Origin of the sequence: Micromonospora sp. NPDC085948, from assembly GCF_040686315.1 — a bacterium.
Classification (GTDB): domain Bacteria; phylum Actinomycetota; class Actinomycetes; order Mycobacteriales; family Micromonosporaceae; genus Micromonospora.
Genome location: NZ_JBFBJW010000010.1, coordinates 83,626 through 106,520, shown reverse-complemented (window position 1 = coordinate 106,520; position 22,895 = coordinate 83,626). Strand labels below are relative to the sequence as shown.

The 22,895-nt window shown below is 71.6% G+C and carries 20 protein-coding genes; 13 read left to right on the top strand and 7 right to left on the bottom strand.

Annotated features, from left to right (window positions below; genetic code table 11):
* Positions 1–63: 63 nt before the first annotated feature.
* The 5 genes from AB0O48_RS23825 to AB0O48_RS23805 are packed head-to-tail and all read left to right on the top strand — an operon-like array spanning position 64 to position 4,607.
* Complete coding sequence (locus AB0O48_RS23825; RefSeq protein WP_357249973.1) at positions 64–291, top strand: hypothetical protein; 228 nt, start codon at positions 64–66, stop codon at positions 289–291.
* A complete protein-coding gene (locus AB0O48_RS23820) occupies positions 288–1,817 on the top strand; it encodes a multicopper oxidase domain-containing protein (RefSeq protein WP_365068413.1) in 1,530 nt (509 codons plus the stop codon). The genes AB0O48_RS23825 and AB0O48_RS23820 overlap by 4 nt, the downstream gene beginning before the upstream one ends.
* 5 nt (positions 1,818–1,822) lie before the next feature.
* Complete coding sequence (locus AB0O48_RS23815) at positions 1,823–2,986, top strand: sensor histidine kinase (protein WP_365068411.1); 1,164 nt, start codon at positions 1,823–1,825, stop codon at positions 2,984–2,986.
* Entirely contained in the window at positions 2,983–3,648 is a 666-nt protein-coding gene (locus AB0O48_RS23810; RefSeq protein WP_357571029.1) for a response regulator transcription factor, read from the top strand. Before AB0O48_RS23815 ends, AB0O48_RS23810 begins: the two co-directional genes overlap by 4 nt.
* 50 nt (positions 3,649–3,698) lie before the next feature.
* The gene (locus AB0O48_RS23805; protein ID WP_365068409.1) at positions 3,699–4,607 is read left to right on the top strand and encodes an NAD(P)-dependent oxidoreductase; all 909 of its coding nucleotides are present in this window, start codon (positions 3,699–3,701) and stop codon (positions 4,605–4,607) included.
* Here the strand turns inward: AB0O48_RS23805 and AB0O48_RS23800 are convergent.
* Together AB0O48_RS23800 and AB0O48_RS23795 are read right to left on the bottom strand one after the other, a co-directional pair.
* A complete protein-coding gene (locus tag AB0O48_RS23800; RefSeq protein WP_357249958.1) occupies positions 4,589–5,713 on the bottom strand; it encodes a glycoside hydrolase family protein in 1,125 nt (374 codons plus the stop codon). The two genes, AB0O48_RS23805 and AB0O48_RS23800, sit on opposite strands and share 19 nt — an antisense overlap.
* A gap of 132 nt (positions 5,714–5,845) precedes the next feature.
* Entirely contained in the window at positions 5,846–6,808 is a 963-nt protein-coding gene (locus tag AB0O48_RS23795) for an AraC family transcriptional regulator (protein WP_357571028.1), read from the bottom strand.
* Positions 6,809–7,012: 204 nt separating this feature from the next.
* Between AB0O48_RS23795 and AB0O48_RS23790 the strand changes: the two genes are divergently transcribed.
* From AB0O48_RS23790 to araD, 5 genes are all read left to right on the top strand, one after another.
* Positions 7,013–8,584: an NAD(P)/FAD-dependent oxidoreductase gene (locus AB0O48_RS23790; RefSeq protein ID WP_365068407.1), complete on the top strand. Its 1,572-nt coding sequence runs from the start codon at positions 7,013–7,015 to the stop codon at positions 8,582–8,584.
* 137 nt (positions 8,585–8,721) lie between these two features.
* Positions 8,722–9,921, top strand: a complete 1,200-nt coding sequence (locus tag AB0O48_RS23785; protein ID WP_365068405.1) for a low temperature requirement protein A — start codon at positions 8,722–8,724, stop codon at positions 9,919–9,921.
* Positions 9,922–10,079: 158 nt separating this feature from the next.
* The gene (locus AB0O48_RS23780) at positions 10,080–10,976 is read left to right on the top strand and encodes an acetyltransferase (RefSeq protein ID WP_365068403.1); all 897 of its coding nucleotides are present in this window, start codon (positions 10,080–10,082) and stop codon (positions 10,974–10,976) included.
* 75 nt (positions 10,977–11,051) lie between these two features.
* Positions 11,052–12,026: an alpha/beta hydrolase gene (locus AB0O48_RS23775; protein WP_365068402.1), complete on the top strand. Its 975-nt coding sequence runs from the start codon at positions 11,052–11,054 to the stop codon at positions 12,024–12,026.
* 207 nt (positions 12,027–12,233) lie between these two features.
* Positions 12,234–12,935: an L-ribulose-5-phosphate 4-epimerase AraD gene (gene araD, locus AB0O48_RS23770; RefSeq protein WP_365068400.1), complete on the top strand. Its 702-nt coding sequence runs from the start codon at positions 12,234–12,236 to the stop codon at positions 12,933–12,935.
* A 69-nt stretch (positions 12,936–13,004) separates the two neighbouring features.
* Here the strand turns inward: araD and AB0O48_RS23765 are convergent, their stop codons facing one another.
* On the bottom strand, positions 13,005–14,108 hold the full coding sequence (locus tag AB0O48_RS23765; protein WP_357249939.1) for an aldo/keto reductase: 1,104 nt from the start codon (positions 14,106–14,108) through the stop codon (positions 13,005–13,007).
* 129 nt (positions 14,109–14,237) lie between these two features.
* Here AB0O48_RS23765 and AB0O48_RS23760 point away from each other — a divergent pair, with 129 nt between their 5' ends.
* The 3 genes from AB0O48_RS23760 to AB0O48_RS23750 all read left to right on the top strand — a co-directional run bounded on the left by AB0O48_RS23760 (position 14,238) and on the right by AB0O48_RS23750 (position 17,498).
* On the top strand, positions 14,238–14,840 hold the full coding sequence (locus tag AB0O48_RS23760; RefSeq protein WP_357249936.1) for a TetR/AcrR family transcriptional regulator: 603 nt from the start codon (positions 14,238–14,240) through the stop codon (positions 14,838–14,840).
* Between the two features lie 12 nt (positions 14,841–14,852).
* On the top strand, positions 14,853–15,590 hold the full coding sequence (locus AB0O48_RS23755) for an alpha/beta hydrolase (protein ID WP_365068397.1): 738 nt from the start codon (positions 14,853–14,855) through the stop codon (positions 15,588–15,590).
* Positions 15,591–15,827: 237 nt separating this feature from the next.
* Complete coding sequence (locus AB0O48_RS23750; RefSeq protein ID WP_357571019.1) at positions 15,828–17,498, top strand: ABC-F family ATP-binding cassette domain-containing protein; 1,671 nt, start codon at positions 15,828–15,830, stop codon at positions 17,496–17,498.
* Between the two features lie 70 nt (positions 17,499–17,568).
* On the opposite strand, the gene AB0O48_RS23745 is transcribed toward AB0O48_RS23750, so the two are convergent.
* From AB0O48_RS23745 to AB0O48_RS23730, 4 genes are all read right to left on the bottom strand, one after another.
* On the bottom strand, positions 17,569–18,198 hold the full coding sequence (locus AB0O48_RS23745; protein ID WP_357249927.1) for a DUF305 domain-containing protein: 630 nt from the start codon (positions 18,196–18,198) through the stop codon (positions 17,569–17,571).
* Between the two features lie 71 nt (positions 18,199–18,269).
* Positions 18,270–19,163 carry a DUF1996 domain-containing protein gene (locus tag AB0O48_RS23740; RefSeq protein WP_357249924.1) on the bottom strand — a complete coding sequence of 298 codons (894 nt, stop codon included), beginning with the start codon at positions 19,161–19,163 and terminating at the stop codon, positions 18,270–18,272.
* Between the two features lie 252 nt (positions 19,164–19,415).
* Positions 19,416–20,078, bottom strand: coding sequence for a C39 family peptidase (locus AB0O48_RS23735; RefSeq protein WP_365068394.1), 663 nt, complete (start codon positions 20,076–20,078; stop codon positions 19,416–19,418).
* An 828-nt stretch (positions 20,079–20,906) separates the two neighbouring features.
* Positions 20,907–22,790, bottom strand: a complete 1,884-nt coding sequence (locus AB0O48_RS23730) for a Xaa-Pro dipeptidyl-peptidase (protein ID WP_365068392.1) — start codon at positions 22,788–22,790, stop codon at positions 20,907–20,909.
* Positions 22,791–22,895 lie beyond the last annotated feature (105 nt).

Here is a 22,895-nt window from a genome sequence, read left to right as displayed (position 1 = left end):
ATCGCAGGGAGTACCTCGTGCAGCGGATGTGACCCCCACCCGGTGGTTCGTACGGTCGGCGTCATGAACGGCAAACCTGCTCCGCTGCTCGTCAGCCGCCGCCTCTGGGCCGGGCTGGCCATCGTCCTCGTCGGGGTCGTCTTCAACCTCGGGTGGTTCTTCGTCCCCCCACAGGTGTGGCTGGACGACCCCGGATTCGTGCCGATGCCCGAGGTGCTCCTGGGCTGGTGGGTGATCATCATCGGCCTCGCGCTCGTCGCCTGGGCCATCCTGCGCCGGGTCCGCCGGTGAGCACCCGCCGCCGGGTGCTCGGCTGGCTCGGCGCGGTGGGCGGGCTGGTCGTCCTGCCCGCCGCCGGGTTCGCCGGATACCTGTGGGCGGACTCGGGGCGGAGCAACGTCGGCACGTTGACGTTCCGCAACCGGTTCCGGATCCCGCCGATACTGCCTCCGTCGCTGGCGGCGGACGGGGTCCGACGATTCCAGCTCACGCTCGCCCCGGGTCGCACCGAACTGCTGCCCGGCACGACCACCAGCACCTGGGGTGCCAACGGGCCGATCCTCGGCCCGACGCTGCGGGCGAGCCGGGGTGACCGGGTCAGCGTGGACGTGCGGAACCACCTGCCGGAGACGACGTCGCTGCACTGGCACGGCATGCACCTGCCCGCCCGGATGGACGGCGGGCCGCACCAGCCCATCGAGCCGCGTGCCACCTGGCGGCCGAGCTGGACGATCGAGCAGCGGGCCGCGACCCTCTGGTACCACCCGCACCTGCACCACAGCACCGCCGCGCACGTCTACCGGGGTGTCGCCGGGCTGTTCATCGTCGACGACGACACGGCCGTGCGGTTGCCGAAGGAGTACGGCGTCGACGACGTCCCGCTGATCGTGCAGGACCGCAAGATCGCCGACGACGGCACCCTGGACGAGTCCGACCTCACGTTCGGCGGCCTGACCATCACCGGCCTGCTCGGCGACAAGATCCTGGTCAACGGCACCTACGACCCGTACGTCGAGGTGGTGACCGAGCGGGTACGGCTGCGGCTGCTCAACGGCTGCAACGCCCGGATCCTGTACGTCGGGTTCACCGACGACCGCGAGTTCACGCTCGTGGCGACCGACGCCGGGCTGCTCAGCTCGCCGCAGCCACTGCGCCGGCTCCTCCTCTCACCCGGTGAGCGCGCCGAGATCGTGGTGGAGTTCCGGGCCGGCGAGTCGGTCATCCTGCGCAGCTTCCCGGCGCCGCTGCGGGCGAACCCGCTCTACGGCCGGCTGGCGGGCGGCAGCGACACCCACGACCTGATCAAGATGACGGCGGCCGAGGCGCTGCGGCCGAGCCCGCCGGTGCCGGCCGAGCTGATCCCGGCCGCGCCCGCGCCGACGGTGACCCGGCCGGCGCCCTTCCGCCTGGAGATGGGCGACTTCCTCCTCAACGGCGCGACGATGGACCCCGCCCGGATCGACCGCGTGACGCGGACCGGTTCGGTGGAGGCGTGGGAGGTCGTCAACGGGCAGTCGATCCCGCACAACATCCACCTGCACGGCGCGTCGTTCCACGTGCTCGACGTCGACGGCGAACCGCCCGCCGCCGAGTCGCGCGGGGAGAAGGACACCGTCTACGTGCCACCCGGCAGCGTCGTCCGGCTGGCCGTGCGCTTCCTGCAACACTCCGACGTCCGGACGCCGTACATGTTCCACTGTCATGTGCTGGCCCACGAGGACGCCGGGATGATGGGTCAGTTCCTGACCGTGTCGCCGCAGGACGAACCCTCCGTACCGGTCACCCTCGACGGCGGTCACGCCCACCACGGAGGATGAACCCCATGCGTGCCGCCGACCTCCTCCTCGCGTTGGCCAGCGCCGCCGCCATCACGATCGCGACCTCGGTGGCGGCCGAGCCCGCCAGCGCGTCGTCGGCCGTCGCCGCGTACGCGCTCGGGGCGGTGCTGGGCGGTCTGCTGCTCTTCCGGCGTCGTCGACCCGTCACCGTGCTCGTCCTGTCGCTGATCGCGATCATGGGTTACAACCTCACCGAGCTGCCGAGCGTCTCGCCGATCTGGCCACTCCTGCTGCCCCTCTACACCGTCGCGAGGGCCGGGCAGGCGACGATCGGCGCGGCGATCGGAGGTGCCACGCTGCTCGTCTCCGCCGGTTGGGTGCTCAACGCCGGCGTACCGCTGCTCGAACTGTTCGACGGGGTGTTCCGCGAGGCGGCCCTGCTCGCTCTCGCCCTCGTCGCCGGCACGGCGGTCCGCCACCGGGAGCTGTTCGCCCAGGAGTTCAGCGCCCGCCTCGCCGCCGAGCGCCACCAGCAGGAGCGCGAGTCGGCGCGGCAGGTCCTGGAAGAACGCCTGCGCATCGCCCGGGAGCTGCACGACGTCACCGCGCACACCGTCGCGGTCGTCGGCATTCAGATCAACCTGGCCCGGGAACTGGTCGAGGACGATCCCGCCGCGACCCGCGAGCTGCTCGACACCGCGCGCCGCGTCAACACCGACGCGATCGGTGAGCTGGAGACCGCCGTACGCCTGTTGCGGGACCCCTCCGACGCGGCGGCGACGGACCGCCACCCCGTGCCCGACGAGACCATGATCGAGGCTCTGCTGGCCCGTGCGGCCGACGGTGGCCTGCGCGTCGAGTTCCACCGCGAGGGCACCCCACGGCCGCTGCCACCGGCGGTCGGGTTGGCCCTCTACCGGATCGCCCAGGAGTCGGTGACGAACGTGCTGCGGCACGCCGACGACGCGGCCGTCACGGTGACGTTGCGCTACGGCGACGAGGACGTGCGCCTCGACATCGTCGACGACGGCCCGCAGGCGACGGTGGCGGACCATCGGCCCGGCCACGGGCTCACCGGCATGCGCGAACGGGCCGCCAGCGTCGGCGGGAGCCTGACCGCCGGACCGCGACCCGACGGTGGCTTCAGCGTGCGCGCCAGCCTGCCGTTCGCCCCGGCCGAGGAGTCGACGGCGGCGAGCGCCCGGTGAGCGTACGGGTGCTTCTCGCCGACGACCAACCGCTGGTCCGCAGCGGTCTGCGGGGTCTGCTCGAACGCGACGGCGACATCACCGTCGTCGCGGAGGCGCAGGACGGCGCGGAGGCGCTGCGGCTCGCCCGACAGACCCGACCCGACGTCGCCCTCCTCGACATCCGGATGCCGCACCTGGACGGCCTGGCCGTCACGCGGCGGCTCGCCGAGGACCCGGCCACCGCAGGAGTACGTGTCGTCGTGCTCACCACCTACGACATCGACGCGTACATCTTCGAGGCGTTGCAGGCCGGCGCGAGTGGGTTTCTCGCCAAGACCGCGAGCCGGGAGGAGCTGTGTCGGGCCGTCCACGTGGTGGCGGAGGGGGAGGCCCTGCTGAGCCCGAGCGTGACCCGCACCGTGATCGCCGAGCTGGCCCGCCGCCCACGCCCGCCGCAGCGCTCACCCGAACGGTTGGCCCCGTTGACGGCCCGCGAGCGGGAGGTGCTGGCCTCGGTCGCCACCGGGCTGAGCAACGCGGAGATCGCCCAGGCGCTGCGGATGAGTCCGCTGACGGTGAAGACCCACGTCAGCCGCATCATCACCAAGCTCGGCGTCCGAGACCGTACCCAGCTCGTGGTCCTGGCGTACGAGAGCGGGCTCATCACGCCCGGCGGCTAGGTTGGTGGGGCGCGTGCGGGCCTGCGGTCGCTTTGGGCGAGGATGTGGTGATGAGCAACCCCGCACTGCCCAGGCGTGTCGTCGTCACCGGGGCCACCGGAAAGCTCGGCCGGGCCGTGGTCGCCCACCTGCGCGCCGTGGGCGTCGACGTGCTCGCGGTGGACCGCGCCGGCGGCCGCGACCCGCGCGACGTGGCCGGTGAGTTCCTCCTGGCCGACCTGACCGACTACGGGCAGGTGGTGGAGGCGTTCACCGGGGGCGCCGACGAGCACGCCGGCGGGGTCGACGCGATCGTGCACCTGGCGGCGGTCCCGGCCCCCGGGCTGAGGTCCAACGCGACCACGTTCGCGAACAACTCCGCCGCCACGTACAACGTCTTCGCCGCGGCGCGGGCGGCCGGGATCAAGCGGGTGGTGTGGGCGTCCAGCGAAACGGTGCTCGGGCTGCCGTTCGACACCCCGCCGCCGTACGCGCCCGTCGACGAGGAGTACGCGCCGCGGCCCGAGTCGACGTACTCGCTGAACAAGGCCCTTGAGGAGGAGATGGCCCGGCACTTCTGCCGCTGGGACCCGGAGCTGGTCATGGTGGGTCTGCGCTTCTCCAACGTGATGGACGTCGAGGACTACGCGCCGTTCCCCTCCTTCGACGCCGACCCCCAGGCGCGGCGGTGGAACCTGTGGGGCTACATCGACGCCCGCGACGGGGCCCAGGCGGTCGAGCGTGCGCTCGCCCACGACCGGCCCGGCGCCGACGTCTTCATCATCGCCAACGCCGACACCGTCATGACCAGGTCCAGCGCCAGCCTGATGGCGGAGGTCTACCCGGGTGTGGAGATCCGCAAGGAGCTTGGCGAGCACGAGACGCTCCTCAGCATCGACAAGGCACGACGGCTGCTGGGCTACGAGCCGCGCCACTCCTGGCGAGACCACGCGAATCCGGTTCAGCGCGCGGCCTGGTAGGCGCGACCGACGGCGGTCGCCTCGCTGCCGGTGCGGAAGAGGCCGCTCTGGTCCTTGTCGGTGGCGGGCAGGCCGAACCACGCGTACCGGTGCAGCCAGGACTGGCCGGCCAGCATCCGGGTCGCCGCGCTGAGGAACGCGGCCTGCTCGGCCTGGGTCGGGAAGCGAACACCGTTGGAGAAGTCGATCAGGGCGAACTCGGTGAGCCAGATCGGCAGCTGGTAGCGGTCGTGCACCGCCTGGAGGTACGACCTGAGCTGGTTGACCGCGTTGGCGGTGGTGAAGTCACCGCCGTACCAGTGCAGGGCGATGAAGTCGACCCGGTAACCGCGCTGCTTCGCGCCGGCCATGAAGCGGTCGAGCCACTCGCCCGGCCGGTCACCGCCCCAGGCCACCGCCGGGCTGCCCAGCGGCAGACCCGTCGCTTCCAGCTGCGGCCACAGCTCCAACGCCTGCTCCACGCTCATCTCCGCCTGACCCTTCAGGTCTGGCTCGTTGAACCCGAGCAGGTAGCGGCCGTTCTGCTTGGCCTTCTCCAGGTTGCTGGCGGTGACGCTCTTGGCGCCCCAGATCATCGGGACGAACTCGGCGTTCTTCGGGCTGGTGACGCCCTGGTGGGCGACGTCCCAGGTGTAGTACCAGCTCGCCCCGGAACTGGCCAGTGCCTGACTGACCCCGTCGAAGGTCCACACCCCGACACCCTTGCGCTTCGAGGTCACGGCGGTCGCCGCCGGGGCGGCCGGACGCCTGGTCGTCGGCGTCGCCGTCGCCGTCGGCTTGGTCGTCGGCGTGGGGGTCGGGGTCACCCCGGCCGGGCTGGCCGTCGCGGCGGGCGTGGTCGCGGTGGGTGCGCCGGACTCCGGGCTCGTCGTCGACGGTGGCGTGTCGAGCGCCTGCGTGGCAGCGGGAGCGGGCGTCGGCGCGGTCGGTTGCGCCACGACGGCCACCCCGGTCACCAGTACGGCGACCGCGGCCGCCACGGCGAGGGGCCACCGCAGGCGCCAGACGCCGATCGGAAGGCGACGGACCATCAGGCGTCGGGGCTCCGCGTGGACTCCCCGGGACCCTTTCGGGGTGTCCGCTTCACCCGGGCCGGTTGCGCGCATCGTCTCGACTCCTTCGTGTGATCGCACCGCTGATCGATGCTCCGCTGGCGGGAATCCCGCCAACACCTCACCTCAGGAGACTTGCCAGACGCGACCGGATAACAGTTTCGAAGGTGGTCGGCCGGACGATCGTCAGCGACGGAGGGTCGCCGACGGCGACTCACCGAACCGGCTCCGATACTCGGTCGCGAACCGACCGAGGTGCACGAACCCGTGCCGCAGCGCGACGGTCGTCACCGAGACCCCCGGCTCGGCCGCCCGCAGCGATCGGTGCGCCGCGTCGAGGCGACAGGCACGCAGGTACGCCGTCGGGGTGGTCCGCAACTCCCGCCGGAAGCAGTCCTGCAACGTCCGTACGCTCACCCGCAGCGCCTCGGCGACATCACCGACGGTCAGTGCCTCGCCGTGGTGGTCGGCGATCAGCGTGCAGGCCCGGCGGACCAGCCGCCCGGGGTTGGCGTGGTGGCCCGGCTCGGCGAGCAGGTCGGAATGGCTGTGCCGGTGGGCCAGCAACAACTGGCCGATGAGCCCCTGCTCGAAACGGGCGGCGACCTGCGGATGGTCGAACAGGGACGCGTCCGTCGGCTGTGCCAGCTCGTCGGCGAGGAACGTCACCCCACGCGCCCACGCCTGCGCCCTCGGCGTGGTCATGACCATGCCGATGTCCAAGCGGACCGGGTCGTCCACCGGGCGGCCCAGGAGACGGGTGAGTTCCCGGTCGACGGCGCGCCGGTCGGCGTAGAAGATCCGATGCGGCGACCCCTCGGACCACCGCATGTCCGAGGGATCGTACGGGGACAGGACGGAGGCGACGTCGGGTGTCGAGGTCACGGTGTGGCCGGAGTGTCGGACCACCGTGCTGCCGGCCCGGGGGATCTGGACGAGATAGAAGCTCTCCAGGGCGGGGGGTTGGATCCGGACCTCCTGCCCGTAGTCCAGGTCGACGACACCGACCCCGCCCACCCGGCGTGCCGCCATCCGCAACTGAACGGCGCGCACGCCCGCCTGCGGGGTGAGTCGGTGCGGACAGAAGATCTTGCCGACCTCGGCGCGGGCCTGGTCGATGTCGTCCGTCCGGACCGTCACCGCATCCATCCGACCCCTCCCGGGCGTCTCGGTGCGCTGACCATAAGGCGGGACTAGGAACGGCAGTGCCGCAAAGCCGTACACCCGACACGGGCCGGCCGGCTGCGCGGAGTGGACACACCTCGCGCGCAGCGGATAGCGACGGTCACGGCCCGCTCGTTAGCGTGCGCTCACCACCGCTACCGCAGTGGTGGACCCGCTTCGGAGGATGCCATGAGAATTGCCGTCGTCGGCGCCGGATTCGCCGGTCTGAGCGCAGCGAAGGTGCTGCGGCAGAGCGGGTTCGACGTCACCGTGTTCGAGAAGGCCCCCGACGTCGGTGGGGTGTGGAGCCGCACCCGGCGTTATCCCGGTCTGCACACCCAGAACAACAAGGGCACCTACCACCTGTCCGACCTGCCGATGCCGGCCGACTATCCGCAGTGGCCCTCGGGCGAGCAGGTCCAGCGGTACCTCGAGAGCTACGTGGAGAAGTTCGGGCTCGCCGGCGTGCTGCGTCTGTCCACGGAGGTCGTCACCGCCGAGCTTATCAACGACGACACCGGGTGGCTTGTCACGTCACGGCCGGCGGGGGCATCGGAGCCGGTGACGGTGCAGCGGTACGACCACCTGATCGTCGCCAACGGCATCTTCTCCGACCCGGTCGTGCCGTCGTTCGACGGGCACGCGGCCTTCGCCGCCGCCGGCGGGCGGGTCCTGGCCACGGGGGAGTTCCACGACGTCGAGGCGGCCCGGGGCCGCAACGTCCTCGTCGTCGGGTACGGCAAGTCGTCCTGCGACGTGGCGGTTCCGCTGAGCGACCTCGCCGCCCAGACCCACGTGGTGGCCCGGGGATTGCTCTGGAAGATGCCCCGCAAGCTCGGCGGGGCGCTCAACTACAAGTACCTGCTGCTCACCCGGATGGGTGAGGCACTGTTCCGCTACCTCCACCTGAGGGGCTTCGAGCGGTTCCTGCACGGTCCGGGCAACGGTCTGCGCCAACGGATGGTCGACAGCGTCGGCTCGGTCGCGACCAGGCAGCTCAAGCTGCGTGAGTTGGGTCTGGTGCCGAATGGCAGCTTCGCAGACATCGCCCGCAGCACGGTCAGCCTCGTCACGGAGGGCTTCTTCGAGCGCGTCGCCGACGGCCGCATCGCCGTGCACCGCGACCAGGTGATCACCGAACTGCTTGTCCACGACGGTCGGCCCGCCGCCCGCCTGGCCGACGGCACGGTGCTCCCCGCCGACCTGGTGATCTGCGGCACCGGCTTCCGCCAGCACGTGCCGTTCTTCGACGACGCGCTGCACACGCGGTTGCAGGACGAGGCGGGCAACTTCCAGCTCTACCGCCAGATCCTGCCGCTCGGCGTGCCACGGCTGACGTTCGCCGGCTACAACTCGTCGTTCTTCAGCCCGCTCAGCGCGGAGATGGCGGCGGTGTGGACGGCCGCGTACCTGCGGGGTGGGATCACCCTGCCCGCCGAGGACCGGATGCGCGACGAGGTCCGCACCCGCCTGGCCTGGATGGCGGCGCGCACCAACGGGCGGCACGCCCGCGGGACGAACATCATCCCGTTCTCGATGCACAACATCGACGAGGTGCTCGACGAGATGGGGCTCAACCTCGGCCCGCTGACCCGGGCACGGCAGTGGCTGCTCCCCGTGGACCCGCGCTCCTACCGGGGCGTGACGGCGCGAATGATCGCCCGTACCGCCGACGGCGGCACGACGGGCGAGGCCGCATCGGCCCGGTCGGCGCACGGGGGGATCCGGCATAACCACGAAGAATCTCACGTATCCGGATAAAGTACGCAGACAGGAAGCAGGCGGTACGGCCAGCGGGAGGGCCCGGGACGATGGCAGCGGAGCAGGTCGCCGAACACCGTCACCGCCCCGGCGTTCCCGTGCCGGCGGCTGTGGTCGGCTGAGCTGTCCCGCCGTCCGTGCTGACGCGCCCCAGGATGCTGCGCGGGCTCGGCGACAGCAGGAGCCCCGACTCCGCGACCGTCCTGGAACTGCTGTTCGACATCGTCTACGTCTTCGCGCTCGCCCGCCTCGCCGGGCGGGTGGCGGACGATCTGACAATCGTCCGGCACACGCTGCTGTCGGAGGCCGGCCAGACGGTGCTGTTCTTCGCGGCGATGTGGATGATCTGGTCGCTCAACGCACTGCTGGCGAGCACCTACGACCCTCGCCGGGCGGACCTGCAGGCCGTGCTGCTGGCGACGATGTTCGGCACGCTGGTGCTGGCCGTCTCGTTGCCGGAGGCGTTCGGCAGGCGCGGCGTGGTCTTCGCCTGCACGTACGTCATCATCCAGATCGGCCGACCGCTCTTCCTGACGTTCGCCCTGCGTGGCCACCCCGGTCGGACGCTCGCGGCCCGGGTGCTGACCTGGCACACGGCCTCCGCCGTGCTGTGGATCAGTGGCGGTATCAGCGGCGGCCTCGGTCGGGGCGTCTTCTGGACCCTCGCCCTCGCCATCGAGCTCACCGGCACCGCCACGGCCTGGCCCGTGCCGTGGCTCGGCACGGGGTGGTTCCACCGGGCGGGGGTCGCGGTCTCCCACGTCCACCTCGCGGAGCGGTACAACCAGTTCTTCATGATCGCCCTCGCCGAGGTGGTGCTCGAAGCCGGTGCCGCCGTCAGCTTTCCCGGCTTCACGATGGCGGGGATCATCACCCTCGTCGCCGCCTTCGTGACGGCCGTCTCGTTCTGGCGGATCTACTTCTACCACGTCCGGTCCGGTCAGGCCGCGACCCCGGGCGGGCAGGGGATTCAGCTGTCCCGGTGGGCGAGCTACAGCCTGCTGATCATCGTCGGGGGCATCATCTGTACGGCGGTCGGCTTCGGGCAGATCATCGAGCACCCGCACCCGCCGATCGACTGGGCCCTGGTGGTCATCCTGTTCGGTGGCCCGGTGCTGTTCCTGTTCGGGCGGAGCTTCCTGGAGAAGGAGAACCGATACGCGCCACGCTGCCGGATGCTGTACGTCGGTGCGGCGGCGCTGCTCGTGGCGGCGCTGCCGATGGTGCTGCTCCCGCCGGTCGCCGTGGCGGCCTCGGCGGCGGTGATCCTGGCCGGCATCGCCGTGTTCGACCAGCGCGCCCACCGGCGTGGGTCGGAGACCAACCCGACCCTGTGACACATCGTTGCGGTTCGACGGCTGCCGCGCGTATGGTGCTCTGGCACGCCGTCGAGCTGGAAGGAGGTCAGAACAATGTCCGATGTTCTGCGCCCCCTCCGCGCTCCGGCGTCCGCGCGGATCTGATCCGGGGCGCGCGCTTCCCGGAGGTTCCACCCATGACTGATCTGGTCATCCGTCCGCTCGTCGCGGGCGAGGAAAATCTGTTCGACTCCATGCCTGATCCGCTGCCCCAACTGCGCCAGGTCGCCTACGCCGACGGGATCGCCGGCGGCGGCTACCGGCCCGAGACCACCTGGGTCGCCCTGCGCGCCGGCCGGGTGGTCGGCCGGGCCGCCTGGTTGCTCCCGCCAGGCGCCGTCGGAGCCCCCTGGCTGGACCGGTTCGATCTGGACGCCGAGCCGGAGGTGGGTGCCGAGTTGCTGCACGCCGCCCACGAGGCGCTCGGCGGCCCCGGCCGGTACTACGCCGCGCTGCCGGCGCACTGGCGGCGTCGGCCCGAGGTGCTGGCCGTGGTGCGGGCGCCGATGGCGGCGGCCCGGCTCGCCGGGCTGGTCGAGCGGGGGGAGCGGCTCAGGTGTTCCTGGGCGGGCACCCCGCTGCCGGCGTCCTCCGGGCGCTACGACTTCCGGCGGCCCGCCGACGCGGCGGAGATCAACGCCCTGGTGACCCGGATCGCCGAGCCGGACGTGCTGACCGGCGTCGAGATCGCGCGAGCGGTCGCCGGCGTCGACCTGGCCACCGACCCGCTGGCCTGGCTCGGCGACGCAACCGAGGAATGGCGGATCGCGCTGGACGCCGGGGAGGCGGTGGGTCTGGTCGGCACGGCCGGAGACGCCTGCTACCCGCTGCTGGCCTACCTCGGCCTGCTCGACGACGCGGCCCGACCCGAGCTGTTGGTCGAGGCGGTCCGGGTGCTGGCCGCCGGCGGTGCCCGGGAGATCATCGCCGACGTGGACTCCCACCAGGTCGCGGTGCTCGCGGAACTGGAACGAACCGGGTTCCGGCAGTTGCGCTCCCGGATCGTCTTCGCGCCGCAGGACGCTCCGGAGTAGCCGACCGGGGTGCGCCCTGTCACCGGGGCGCACCCCTCGGCAGACCCCGACCCACACCCCTGTCAGCATCGGGGCATGCCGGAGATCATCGCCCTCGCTCTCGGTGGGTTGGCGCTGGTCGCCGGGCTGTATCTCTGGCCACCGCGCCGCCGTGGGCTGCGCGTCGCACCGTCGCCACCGCTCGACTTCGACACCGCCATCCGCGCCGCCGGGGCCATCATCGCCGCCGAGACGGCGGATCCGGCGGTCCGGCCGGAATCGCGGAGCCGCCTGCTGAGCCACGGCTCCCGTACCGGGCGGGTCGTTCTGCTGCTGCACGGATACACCCTCGCGCCCGAGCAGTACGACGGGCTGGCCGAGGAGTTCTTCGACCGCGGGTACAACGTCTGGATCCCCCGGGCTCCGCGCCACGGGACCGTCGGCGAGCGGGCCCACCACCGGGTCGAGGCCGACGAGCTGACGACGTACGCCGCCCGGGCGCTGGCCGTCGCGGCGGGCCTCGGCGACGAGGTGGGCATCGTGGGGATCTCCGGCGGCGCGGTGCTGGCTGCCTGGCTGGCCCAGGTGCCGGGCGACGTCGTACGGCATCTGCTGTTGCTGTCGCCGTTCTTCGGCCCGGACCCGCGTCAGGCGCCGGCCTTCGCGGTCCGACCGCTCATCACGCTGTACGGGCGGCGCCTCCTCCCGGATCGCGTCACGTCACGCGGCTACTCGCTCTCGGCCGTCACCCAGTACCTGACGATCGCGCGTAGTCTCCCGAATCCGCCGCGCCGGACCGGTCTGCGGACCGCCGCGGTCGCCGTCAGTCCGCTCGACGGTGTGGTGGACCTCGCCAGGGCGGTGACCGTGCCCCGCCGGATCGCCGACGCGAACGCGATTCCGCTGCGGGTCTGCACCCTGCCCGAGGCGCTGGGCGTCGGCCACAACATCCTCGACCTCGCCGCGCTGGGCACGGAGGGATCCGAGCTGCGCCGGCGGTACGTCGCGCTCTACGAGGACGATCCGGCGCCGACGCCCGGACTCACCCCGGCGGCCCGCGTCGACGAGTGACGTCCCCCGCGCGCTGTCGCGCCGGCGTCTAAACTGCGCCCGTGTCGTGCCCCGTGCGGGCGCGTCACCCCTACCCGGCATGGCGCTCCCGCTATTGACCGGGCAGGATGTTAGCGCTAACGTGCCGCGCTACCGCATCGCGTGGCGGCGGATGCCACCCCCACCCGAAAGGCGTCACCTGCAATGAGTACGGCCGGATCAACCGACTTGCGCGCCGCAGTCCTCGCCGCGAACCGCCTCATCGCCTCGGCCGGCCTGGCCGCGCTGACCTGGGGCAACGTGAGCGGGGTCGACCGCGAGGCAGGCATCTACGTCATCAAGCCCTCCGGCGTGGCGTACCAGGACCTCACGGCCGACCTCCTGGTCCCGGTGGATCTGGAGACCGGGCAGGTCATCGCCGGAGAGCTGCGGCCCTCCGTCGACAGCGAGACGCACCGCGCGTTCTACCTGCACTGGCCGTCCATCGGCGGGGTGACCCACACCCACTCGACGAACGCCGTCGCCTTCGCCCAGGCCGGACGGGACGTGCCGGTGCTCGGCACCACGCATGCCGACACCTTTGCCGGCCCGATCCGGGTGACCCGCGACCTGACGGCCGAGGAGTGCGCCCACGACTACGAGTTCAACACCGCCCGGGCGATCATCGAACTGATCGGGGGAGAGGCCGAGGCGCTGGCCAACCCCGTCGCCCTCGCCGCCAACCACGGCCCCTTCACCTGGGCGAAGGACCCGCTCAAGTCGGTGGAGAACGCGATCGTCTGCGAGGCGGTCGCGGAGATGGCCATGAAGACGCTGTCGCTGAACGCCGCGGCGGCCGCGCCCCAGTGGCTGCTGGACCGCCACTTCACCCGCAAGCACGGCGCCGGCGCCTACTACGGCAACCAGCTTCCCGAGCAGAGCCGGCCGTGACCGTCGCCGTGCGGTGACACCGGCGCGGGCGGTCGCCCGTGCCGGTGCTCCGCGCGGTCCGCAGGTCTCTCACGTGGTGGGCTGGGTGGCCCCGTTGAACACCGGCGGGGCGTAACCCGCCGGCTTGTCGCCGATGCCGAGGCCGGGGCTCACCACCCAGGACTGGTACTGCGCCGTGAACATGCCGTACGGCAGCCCGAGGTCCGGGGCGCTGGCCTCGTCGAGTCGGCGACGAGCGTCGGCCGGGATCTCGAAGTCGAGCGCGCCGACGTTGCTGGCGAGCTGCTCGGAGCTGCTCGCCCCGACGATCACCGAGGCGACGGCGGGCTGGGTGGCCACCCAGTTGATCGCGACCTGGGCCATGCTGCGACCCAGGTCGGCGGCCACGCTCTCCAGCGCCTCGATGACCTTCCAGTCGCCGGGGCTGATCTCCCGACCCGCGGCGTCGGGGTTGGTCAACCGCCCGGTCCCGCTCAGGCCCTCGCCGGTCCGCCGGTACTTGCCGCTGAGCAGCCCGCCGCCGATCGGACTCCACGCGGTGAGCCCCATCCCCAGGCTCTGCGCCATCGACACGAACTCCGCCTCGACACCCCGGGTCACCAGGGAGTACGGAAGCTGCACGTTGATCATCGGGGCCAGTCCGTGTGCCTCGGCGTAGCTCTGTGCGCGGGCCGCGTACCAGGCCGGCACGTCGGAGAGCCCGGCGTACCGGATCTTGCCGGCGCGGACCAGGTCGTCGAGGGTGTGCACGACCTCCTCGACCGGGGTGATCCGGTCCCAGGTGTGCACCAGGTACAGGTCGATGTAGTCGGTGCCGAGCCGGCCCAGTGACCCTTCCACGGCCCGCGTGAGGTGCTTGCGGCCGTTGCCGCTGGCGTTCGGGTCGGTCGGGTCGACGGTGTTGGTGGCCTTGCTGGTGAGCACGAGCCGGTCACGGACGCCGGCGCGATCGATCAGACGACCGAGGATCCTCTCGCTCTGCCCGGCGGTGTAGAAGTCCGCCGTGTCGATGAGGTTGCCGCCCGCCTCCAGGTATTGGCGGAAGATCGGCTCCGCCTCCTCCTCGGTCTTGCCGTACGGGGCGTGGAACCCGTCGACGCCGAAGTTCATGGTGCCCAGCGCCAGCCGGCTCACCCGCAGGCCGGACCGCCCGAGCAGGTAGTAGTGGTTCACGGTGGTGCCCTCCCGATCGTGGTGTCGGCCCGGATCGGACCGCGCTCCAGACCCTTGCTCGCCAAATTTGGACCCGCAAGTCCAAAAGTTGAGTAGGGTTGGGTCCGCAGGTCCAGACCAGGAGGTCCCATGACACGGGCGTTGACCCGCAAGGGCGAGGCGACCCGCGCGCGGATCGTCGTCGGCGCCGCCGCCGAGGTCCGCGAGCGTGGCGTCGACGAGGTACGCCTGGAGGACGTGCTGGCCCGCACCGGCACCAGCAAGGGCCAGCTCTTCCACTACTTCCCCGACGGCAAGGAGGAGTTGCTGCTCGCGGTGGCCCAGCACGAGGCCGACCAGGTGCTCATCGACCAGGAGCCGATGCTCAGCAACCTGACCTCCTGGCCGGCCTGGCTGGCGTGGCGCGACCGGCTCGTCGAGCGGTACCTCGCGCAGGGCGTGAAGTGCCCGCTCAACGGGTTGCTCGGGCAGACCGGCCGACGCGCGCCGGGCGCGCAGGCGATCGTGACCGGGCTCATGTGGCGCTGGCAGGGGGCGATCACCGAGGGGATCCGGCACATGCAGTCGACCGGCGACATCGCCGCGGACGTGGACGCCGAGCGCGCCGCCGCGGCGCTGCTGGCCGGCATCCAGGGCGGCGTGCTGCTGCTCCTCTCCACCGGCAAGATCGATCACCTGGAGGCGGTTCTCGACCTCACCATCGACTCGCTGCGGGCGAGCGCCCGGACGTAGAAGGGTGAGGTCATGACGGATGACGACCGCGCACCTCTGGTGCTGCTGCACGGCCTCACCTTCGACCGGCGACAGTGGGACCCGGTCCGGCGCGAGCTCGCGGTGATCGATCCTGCCCGGCAGGTCCTCGCCCTCGACCTGCCCGGGCACGGTGACGCACCCCGGCGGCAGTCCTACGGGATGGCGGAGGTGGCCGACGTCGTGCACGAGCAGGTGACCGAGGCGGGCCTCGCCCAGCCGATCGTGGTGGGACATTCGGTCGGTGCGGTGGTCGCCACGACGTACGCGGCCCGGCACCCGGTGCGCGGTGTGGTGAATCTGGACCAGATCCTGTTGCCCGGCCCATTCGGCGTGGCCGTACGCCAGGCCGAGCCCGCACTGCGCGGCCCGGACTGGCGGCGGGTGTGGGACGGCATGCTGGCGGGGATGGGCATCGAGGCGCTGCCGGCCGAGGCACGCGAGATCGTCACCACCGCGACCGATCCCCGACCGGACCTGCTGCTGGGTTACTGGGGTGAGATCCTGAGCGGGTCCGACGAGGGGATCTCCACCGAGCGGCAGCGCGCTCTGCGGTCCATCGGCGAGCGGAGGGTTCCCTACCGGTGGGTGACCTCGTCCGAGCCACCGCCCCGCTATCTGACCTGGCTGACGGATGCCCTGCCGGAGGTCGCGGTGACGGTGCTACCCGGTAGCCACTTCCCGCACCTGGCGGAGCCGGCGACGATCGCCCGGCTGCTGGCGACCGGCTGAGAGGACGATCGGGCGAACGCCAGCCGTGGCCGGGGCCGCTGACGGTGAGCTAATCTCGGACGCAAGTTGCCAGAGATCGGAGCAGGCGTGGCAGGTGACGACGACATCTCCGGGTGAGAGCCCGGACCGGCCGCCGACAGGCGCGTGAACGCGCCACCGTCGCCGCGGCCCCGTCGTCATGCCCTGCTCCCGCCGGGCCACCCGTGTGCGCCCGGATCTGCCCTCTCCGAGGTCCCCATGTCTGTTCGACCTGCTCTCATCGCCCGTGACCTGGTGCGGATCCGCGGCACCCGTCGGGTGCTCGACGGCGTCTCCCTGACCACCGCGCCCGGTCACCGGATCGGCCTGATCGGTGAGAACGGCACCGGCAAAACGACCCTGTTGCGGGTCCTGGCCGGTGTCGACGAACCCGACTCCGGCGCCGTCTCCCGGCCGGCGGAGTGCGGCTTCCTGCACCAGGAGATGCCCTTCACCCCGTCAACGACCATCGCCACGGTCCTCGACGACGCGCTTCGCGAGGCCCGGGCGGACCTCGCCGAGCTGAACCGGATCGGTGTCGCGCTCGCCGACTCGCCGGGGGGCGGCGCGGAGCACGACCGGTTGCTGGCCGCGTACGGCGAAGTTCTGGAGCGGGCGCAGGACCGCGACGCCTGGGACGCCGACCGACGGGCCCGGACGGTGCTCGCCGGCCTCGGTCTCGACGGGATGCCGCACGACCGGACGCTGGCCGCGCTCTCCGGCGGGCAACGCGGCCGCCTCGCCCTCGCGGCGATGCTGATCCGTCGGCCGGCCGCGCTGCTCCTCGACGAGCCCACCAACCACCTGGACGACGGGGCGGCGGCGTTCTGCGAGGACCAGCTTCGGGCCATGCCCGGGGTGGTCGTGGTGGCCAGTCACGACCGGGCCTTCCTGGACGCGGTCTGCACCGACGTCATCGATCTGGACCCGGCGGTCGACGGGCCGGTCCGCCATGGCGGCGGCTACACCGAATACCTGGCGGCCAAGCGCGCCGAGGCGCAACGGTGGCGTCGGCGCTACGACGACGAACAGGCGCTCCTGGCCGAGCTGCGCGATGCCGCCGCCGTGACCGGGCACCAGGTCGCCCACGGCCGCGGCCCTCGCGACAGCGAGAAGATGGGATACGGGCACACGGCCGGCCGCGTGCAGAACCAGATCTCCCGCCGGGTCCGCGCTGCCGCCCGCCGACTGGAGACGCTGGAACGCGACCAGGTCCCCGCGCCGCCGGAGCCGTTGCGTTTCCACGCGCCCGTTCTCGCCAACGGCAACGGCGACGAGCCCATCGTCACGGTGACCGGGCTGGAGGTCCCCGGCCGGCTCGAAGTGGCGCACCTTGACCTCGCGGCCCGTGACCGGCTTCTGGTCAGTGGTCCCAACGGAGCGGGCAAGTCCACTCTGCTCGCCGTCCTGGCCGGTCACCTGACCGGTGCCGGAGTCGTTTGGCGGCGACCGGGTCTACGCGTCGGCCTGCTCGGTCAGGACAGCGTCTTCGAGGATCCGCACCGGACAGCCAGGGAGATCTTCGCCCGCGCGGTCGGGGAAGAACGGGCCGAAGCCGTGCCGCTGTCGTCACTCGGTCTGCTCGCCGCATCGGACCTCGACCGCCCGGTTGCCGACCTGTCCGCCGGGCAGCGTCGTCGGCTCGATCTCGCCGTGCTCGTCGCCGACCCGCCGGAGTTGCTGCTGCTGGATGAGCCGACCAACCATCTCTCGCCGCGACTCTGCGACGAGCTGGAAGAGGCCCTCGGCACCGGACCGGGCGCCGTCGTCGTCGCAAGCCACGACCGGCGGCTCCGCTCCCGCTGGCAAGGCCGCAAGCTCCCCCTCACCGCACCCCACCCCTTCACCGGTGATCAAGAGGTTTGCGTCACGACACGCCGGGCCGGATGACAGCAACCATTCCGGTGCCACGTCGCGGGCTGCGTACCGCTATGGGCTCCATGGCGCTCCCGAGCCGCCATCACGGCCGGTCCAGCCGTCCGAGTCCGGCGAGGTCGATGTTTCCCGTCCGGATGACCGCCGTGGCCAACGCCGTGGTCGCGGGGTGGGTGCCGACTAGCTGCTCGGCGGTGGCGATCCGGATCGCCTGGTCCAGGTGCGCCCGGACGTGCTGGCCGGCCCGCCGCTGAAACGCGACGCCGGTGGCCGACCGCAACGCGGTCAACTCCTCGTCGGTGACCATGCCCGGCATGTCGTGGCCCTCGTGCGGATTGGTCGCCGGGGCGCCGGACTCGGCAAGCAGCCGTCGAGCCGTACTCAGGTCGGCGTGATGTCCCGTACCGAGCCGAGCGGCGAACGTTCGCCATGCCGGGTCGGTGGTCCGGCTCGACACCAGGTCCAGCACCGGCAGGAGTCGTTCGTTCATCGCCACCGTCAGCTGAAGCCACGCGATGTCGGTGGCGCTGAACGGACCCGCCGAGCCGACGGGTGCGGTAGCGGTCGTCGCGGTGGTTGACGCGGTGGTGGTGGTCGGCCCGGTGGTGGTGGTTGCTGTCGCGGGCTCGGTCGGTGACCCGCCGGTGCAGGCGGTGACGAGCAGTAGCGCCGCGAGGAGCAGGCACCCGGTCGCCCGCCCGGGGATTCCTCGCATCCGGCCTCCTCCCGCCCGGGACGGCGGGCCCGGCGTGACCGGACCCGCCGCCGCGGGATGCGCCTGTCGGCTCAGAGCGGTCGCCCGTCGGCACCGCACTTGATGACGGGACGGATGCAGTCCTGGACCCGCCGGGCCATCTCCGCGACCGGCCAGGCGTTGAAGAAGTCGCCGTGCATCGTGTAGCCCGGCCCGGAGGCCAGCCGGAACCGCGACGGGTCGCCGTTGACCGGGTACCGCAGCACCTGCCGCAACTTCGGCACGTGCACCGGGTGGGTGCTCGGGCAGGCCTGGTTCACCGGGTACGCCAGGTGGCTCTTGTGGTCCGACGAGTCCAGGTCGCGGCCGTTCCAGCACTGCGGGAAGTCCAGGTACGACTCCAGCATCGTGCCGGACGGGCAGTTGACGAAGTTCTTCGACGGCGCCACCTGTCCCGCGTGCAGACACGACCACCGGGCGATGCTGTCGTTCGACCCGGTTGCTTTCGCGTTGCCGGCGACGAGTCGCAGCCCGAGCGGGAACGGCTGGGTGTTCGCGACGACGTCGGAGCGTACGCCCTCGCCCAGGTAGTAGAACGTGGCGATCGCCGGCTCCACCGGGACGTTGTCACGGTAGAGGGTCGGCACCCAGTAGGACGAGACATCCACCCGCGGGTTGCAGGTGGTCTGGGAGTTGACCAGGTCGGGCAGGGTGGTGTTGGCGTTCGTCACCGTGCTGCCGAAGAAGCTGTGCATGTGCGACGCCCCGGGCAGGCCGGGGAAGACGATCGGGTCGTCCGGCAGCCGGTGGCTGTAGGTGCAGTCGGCGGGGAACTCGGCAACCCGGATGGCGTTGGCGACCGGGGCGGCGTCGGCCCGTGCGGTGGTGGAGACGACGTACGTGCCGAGTAGCACCAGTAGAGCGCCGATCGCCGTGGCGAGGCGCAGTCGGCGGCGGTTGCCGGAGAGGGGTGCGGCCCTGTCCATCTCGTGACTCCTGTCGGGGAACAGGTCAGGGTAGCTCCGGCGCCGCCGCCGAAGACGTCGGAGATTGCCCTGGCCGGACTGGTGATGACCGGCGGAGCGTGGAAGAGAGAGCGCTCTCACCGGCCGCCCAAGCCTTACCTCTGCGTCGAAACTTGTCAATACGTACCGCAGTTGGCGGAAATGACGACGCCGAAGGGCCGGTCCCCGGTGGTGGGGTCCGGCCCTTCGGTGTAAGCGGTGGTGGTGTGTGGGTCAGCTGGTGGCGTAGCCGCGGGTGGCGATCCAGTCGGCGAGGTGCTCGACGGTGATCCAGTAGGAGGCGGTGTTCGGGTCGGCGGAGTCGGCGATCTTGACGGTGGTGCCGTTGTCGCGGTAGCCGACGACGCTGATGTAGTGCCCGCCCTCGTAGGAGTGCACACCGCCGTCGGTGTCGGTGCTGGTGCCGGCGATGTTCGCGACCACGGCCCGGCCGTCGTCGACGGTCGTGACGATGTCGGCGCGTAGCCGGTCGGTCTGTGTGGCGTCGGCGTCGGGGCTGCTGATCTCCACGCTGTGGTAGGCGTCGGTCTTGCCGGTTTCCTTGTTCAGGACCGGGGTGATGTCGTTGATGCTGTTGGTGCCGGCCTCGGTGGTGCCCATTTCCTTGGCCATGTCGTCGACGTTGATGTTCTTACCCTGTACGGACAGGGCGTTGCGGGTGGCGGCGGGGCCGCAGTAGTAGAAGTTCGGCTGTGCCTCGTAGCGCACGCCCAGTTCGCGCTCACCGTGACCCTTACGGTCGTTCTGGGTCTGGGTGGTGGGCTTGTCGGTGCTCGGCGCGGCGAACGCGGTGGTGACGGGTCCGGCGATGGCACCACCGGTGAAGGCGAGGCCGGCGGCGGTCAGAGCGGTCTTACGGATCAGATCGGTACGCATGATGGCGTGCTCCTCTGCATCGGGGGTGCCCACACCACACCCAAGGGTGGGTGATCGTGCGGGGAAGTGCGAGGGGGGGTTCTTGCCCGGCGACCCGCAGGGGCCGGCGTCGGGACAGGGTGTAACCGTTCGCGGTGGCGGGTCATTCCGCCTCCCACCGGGGGTGGCGCAGTCCGCGTGCCCGGGGGTTGGCCGGTGGTGGTGCTCGGCCGTGCGGGGGATGTAACCGGGGCGGCCGGACGGATGTTCCCGGCCGGAGCCGCGCCTCGCGACCCTGACTGCTGCGGTGGGCCCGACTGTTGCGGTGGGCCTGACTGCTGCGGGGTCTGCCAGGTATAACGACCCCGCCCGGCCACCGATTCCGCCGCGAGGGTGACCCCGACCCCAGGACACGGGGCGCGAAACCGGACACCCACCTCATACCGGCAGCCCCGGAACCGGACATCAGGCCCCCGGCACCCCAAACCCACGCAAGCCACGACGCGCGCACGATCCGGGAGACTGCTGCCTCAGATCGCAGCCGGGCAGCAACGACACCCACCCCATGATCGTGCTCGATCCCGGAAAGAGGCCCCTCACCGTGCGGACGAGACCACTACAACCAGGATCGAGCACGATCATGCAAGGGAACGGCCTGTCGCCGCGACCGGCGACGGCGCCGGGGGCGCGCGGCGCGGGGGGTGCAACGGCGCGGGGGGTGCAACGGGGCGGGGGCGCACGGCCCAGGGGTGCAACGGCGCAACGGCGCGGGGGCGCACGGCGCAACGGCGCAACGGCAGGGGGCAGCCCGAACGCTTCGGACTGCCCCACCTGGGTGCGAGGACGGGATCAGAACCCCAGGACGCTCCGCCCGCCGACCACCGGCAGCCGCAGTTCGCTGTCGTTCGGTGCGACCCGCAGTTCGGTGCCACCCAACGGCAGCAGGGTGTACTCCTGGTCGCTGGAGAAGACGACCACACCGATCCGGTGCCCGGCCGGGAAGATGTAGTCCTTCGGCTCCAGGGTCCACCGGTAGTCGTACAGCTTGCCCTGCTTGACCGGCTCGGTGCGGGCGGCGCTCTTGCGGTTCTGCGGGTCCATCCAACCTCGCGTTACCACGGTCGGCGCGGCGGTCGACCCGGCGGGGCCGTAGTCGACCAGGTACGCGGTGAGGTTCGCGTCCGGCTTGTTGTCGATCGCCATCCGTAGCCGCATCTCCGGGCGTCCGGAGATGCGGACGTCCTGCGTCAGTGCGGGGGAGCGGTAGGCGAGCCGGTTGGCGCTCGCCGTGTCGGGGTTGGCGACCAGGGTGTCCGGGTGGATGGTGCGGCCCTCGTCGACGAAGCTCTGCTCGATTGTGGCCTTCGATGGCTTGCCCGTGGTGAGCGCGCCCGGGGCGGTGGCGTCGGTGGCGGCGAACCGCAACCCGACCGTACGCGCGGCCGGGTCGGGCCAGTTGGCGTACGTGGTGTAGGCGCGGTCCTCGCGCTGGAGCACCGCGGTCGGCTCGTCCATGATGCCGTTGCGCACGTTCCACAGCCAGAAGTCGAACCAGCGGTTCTCGGTCTGCTTGTAGGTCCACGTCTGCCCGCTCGGCAGGGTCACCGACGCGCTGCTGCCCGGCCCGCCGTGCCCGCCCTGGTGCAGCCAGATCTTGCGCGGCACGTCGCGCTTGGCGAGCTGGTCCCACCAGCCGGCGAAGTGCTCGGTCTTGACGTTCCAGTCGTTGAGGCCGTGCACGACGAAGACGCTGGCCTTGACGTTACGGGCGTCGAGATAGTCGCGGTCGCGCCAGAACTTCGAGTAGTCGCCGGTGACCCGGTCCTGCTCCGCGGTGATGGTGGCCAGCTCGTCGGCGCAGGGACCCTCGGCCCGGGCCTGCCCGGCCGTGTACTGGGCGAGGATGTCGAGGTCCTCACCCTGGAACGTCCCGGGGGCGACGACCAGACCGTTGGCCCGGTAGTAGTCGTACCAGCTGCTGATGGCGGAGACCGGCACGATGGTCTTGAGTCCCTTGACCCCGGTGGTGGCCACCTGGTTGGGCAGCGTCCCGTTGTAGGAGACGCCGGTCATGCCGACGGCGCCGGTGGTCCAGCCGGCGGTGATCGGGGCGCCGTTGGCGTCGTACCCCTTCGCCCGGCCGTTGAGCCAGTCGATGACCGCCTTGGTGCCGAGCGTCTCGGCCTGGTCGCCGCTGGTGGGGCAGCCGTCGGAGTCGCCGGTGCCAACGCTCTGACCGAGCACCACCGCGTAGCCGCGGGGCACGTAGTAGTCGTCGAGCGAGCCGGGCAGGTTGGCCTTCGCCTGGGCGCGCTGGGTGCCCGCGTCGAGCGCCCGCCGCCCGGACCGGTCGACCAGACCGTTCTGCGGCAGGTCGTCGACCAGCACGCTCGGGTACGGCACGTCGCCCCAGGTGCCCTTGCGGTACGGGCTGTGCTCGAAGATGACCGGCACCTTGAAGTCCTGGGTGGCGGTCTCCCGGGGGCGGGAGATGTCGATCGCCACCCGGTCGAGCCGACCGTCGTGATCGGTGTCGACCGGGGTCTGGACGAACACCCGCTCCTCGATCGCGTCGGCGAGCGAGAACACCGGTTGGGTCATGCCATCGCTGACCACGATGCCGGTGGGCGTGGTGGTCGTGGGCGGGGCCGCGGTCGCGGTGGCGGCTGCGGTCAGGACCAGTGCGCCGGACACGCCGACGCTCAGTAGTGCCAGATGGCGGGGTCGACGCATCCGCGTCTCCCTTCGGTTGGGCTGGGTGCCGGGTCTCGGCAGGAAGCTGTCTCGAAGATCCATTCGTGGTCATGCTAGGTCCGGGCTCGGACCCCGTCGATGCCT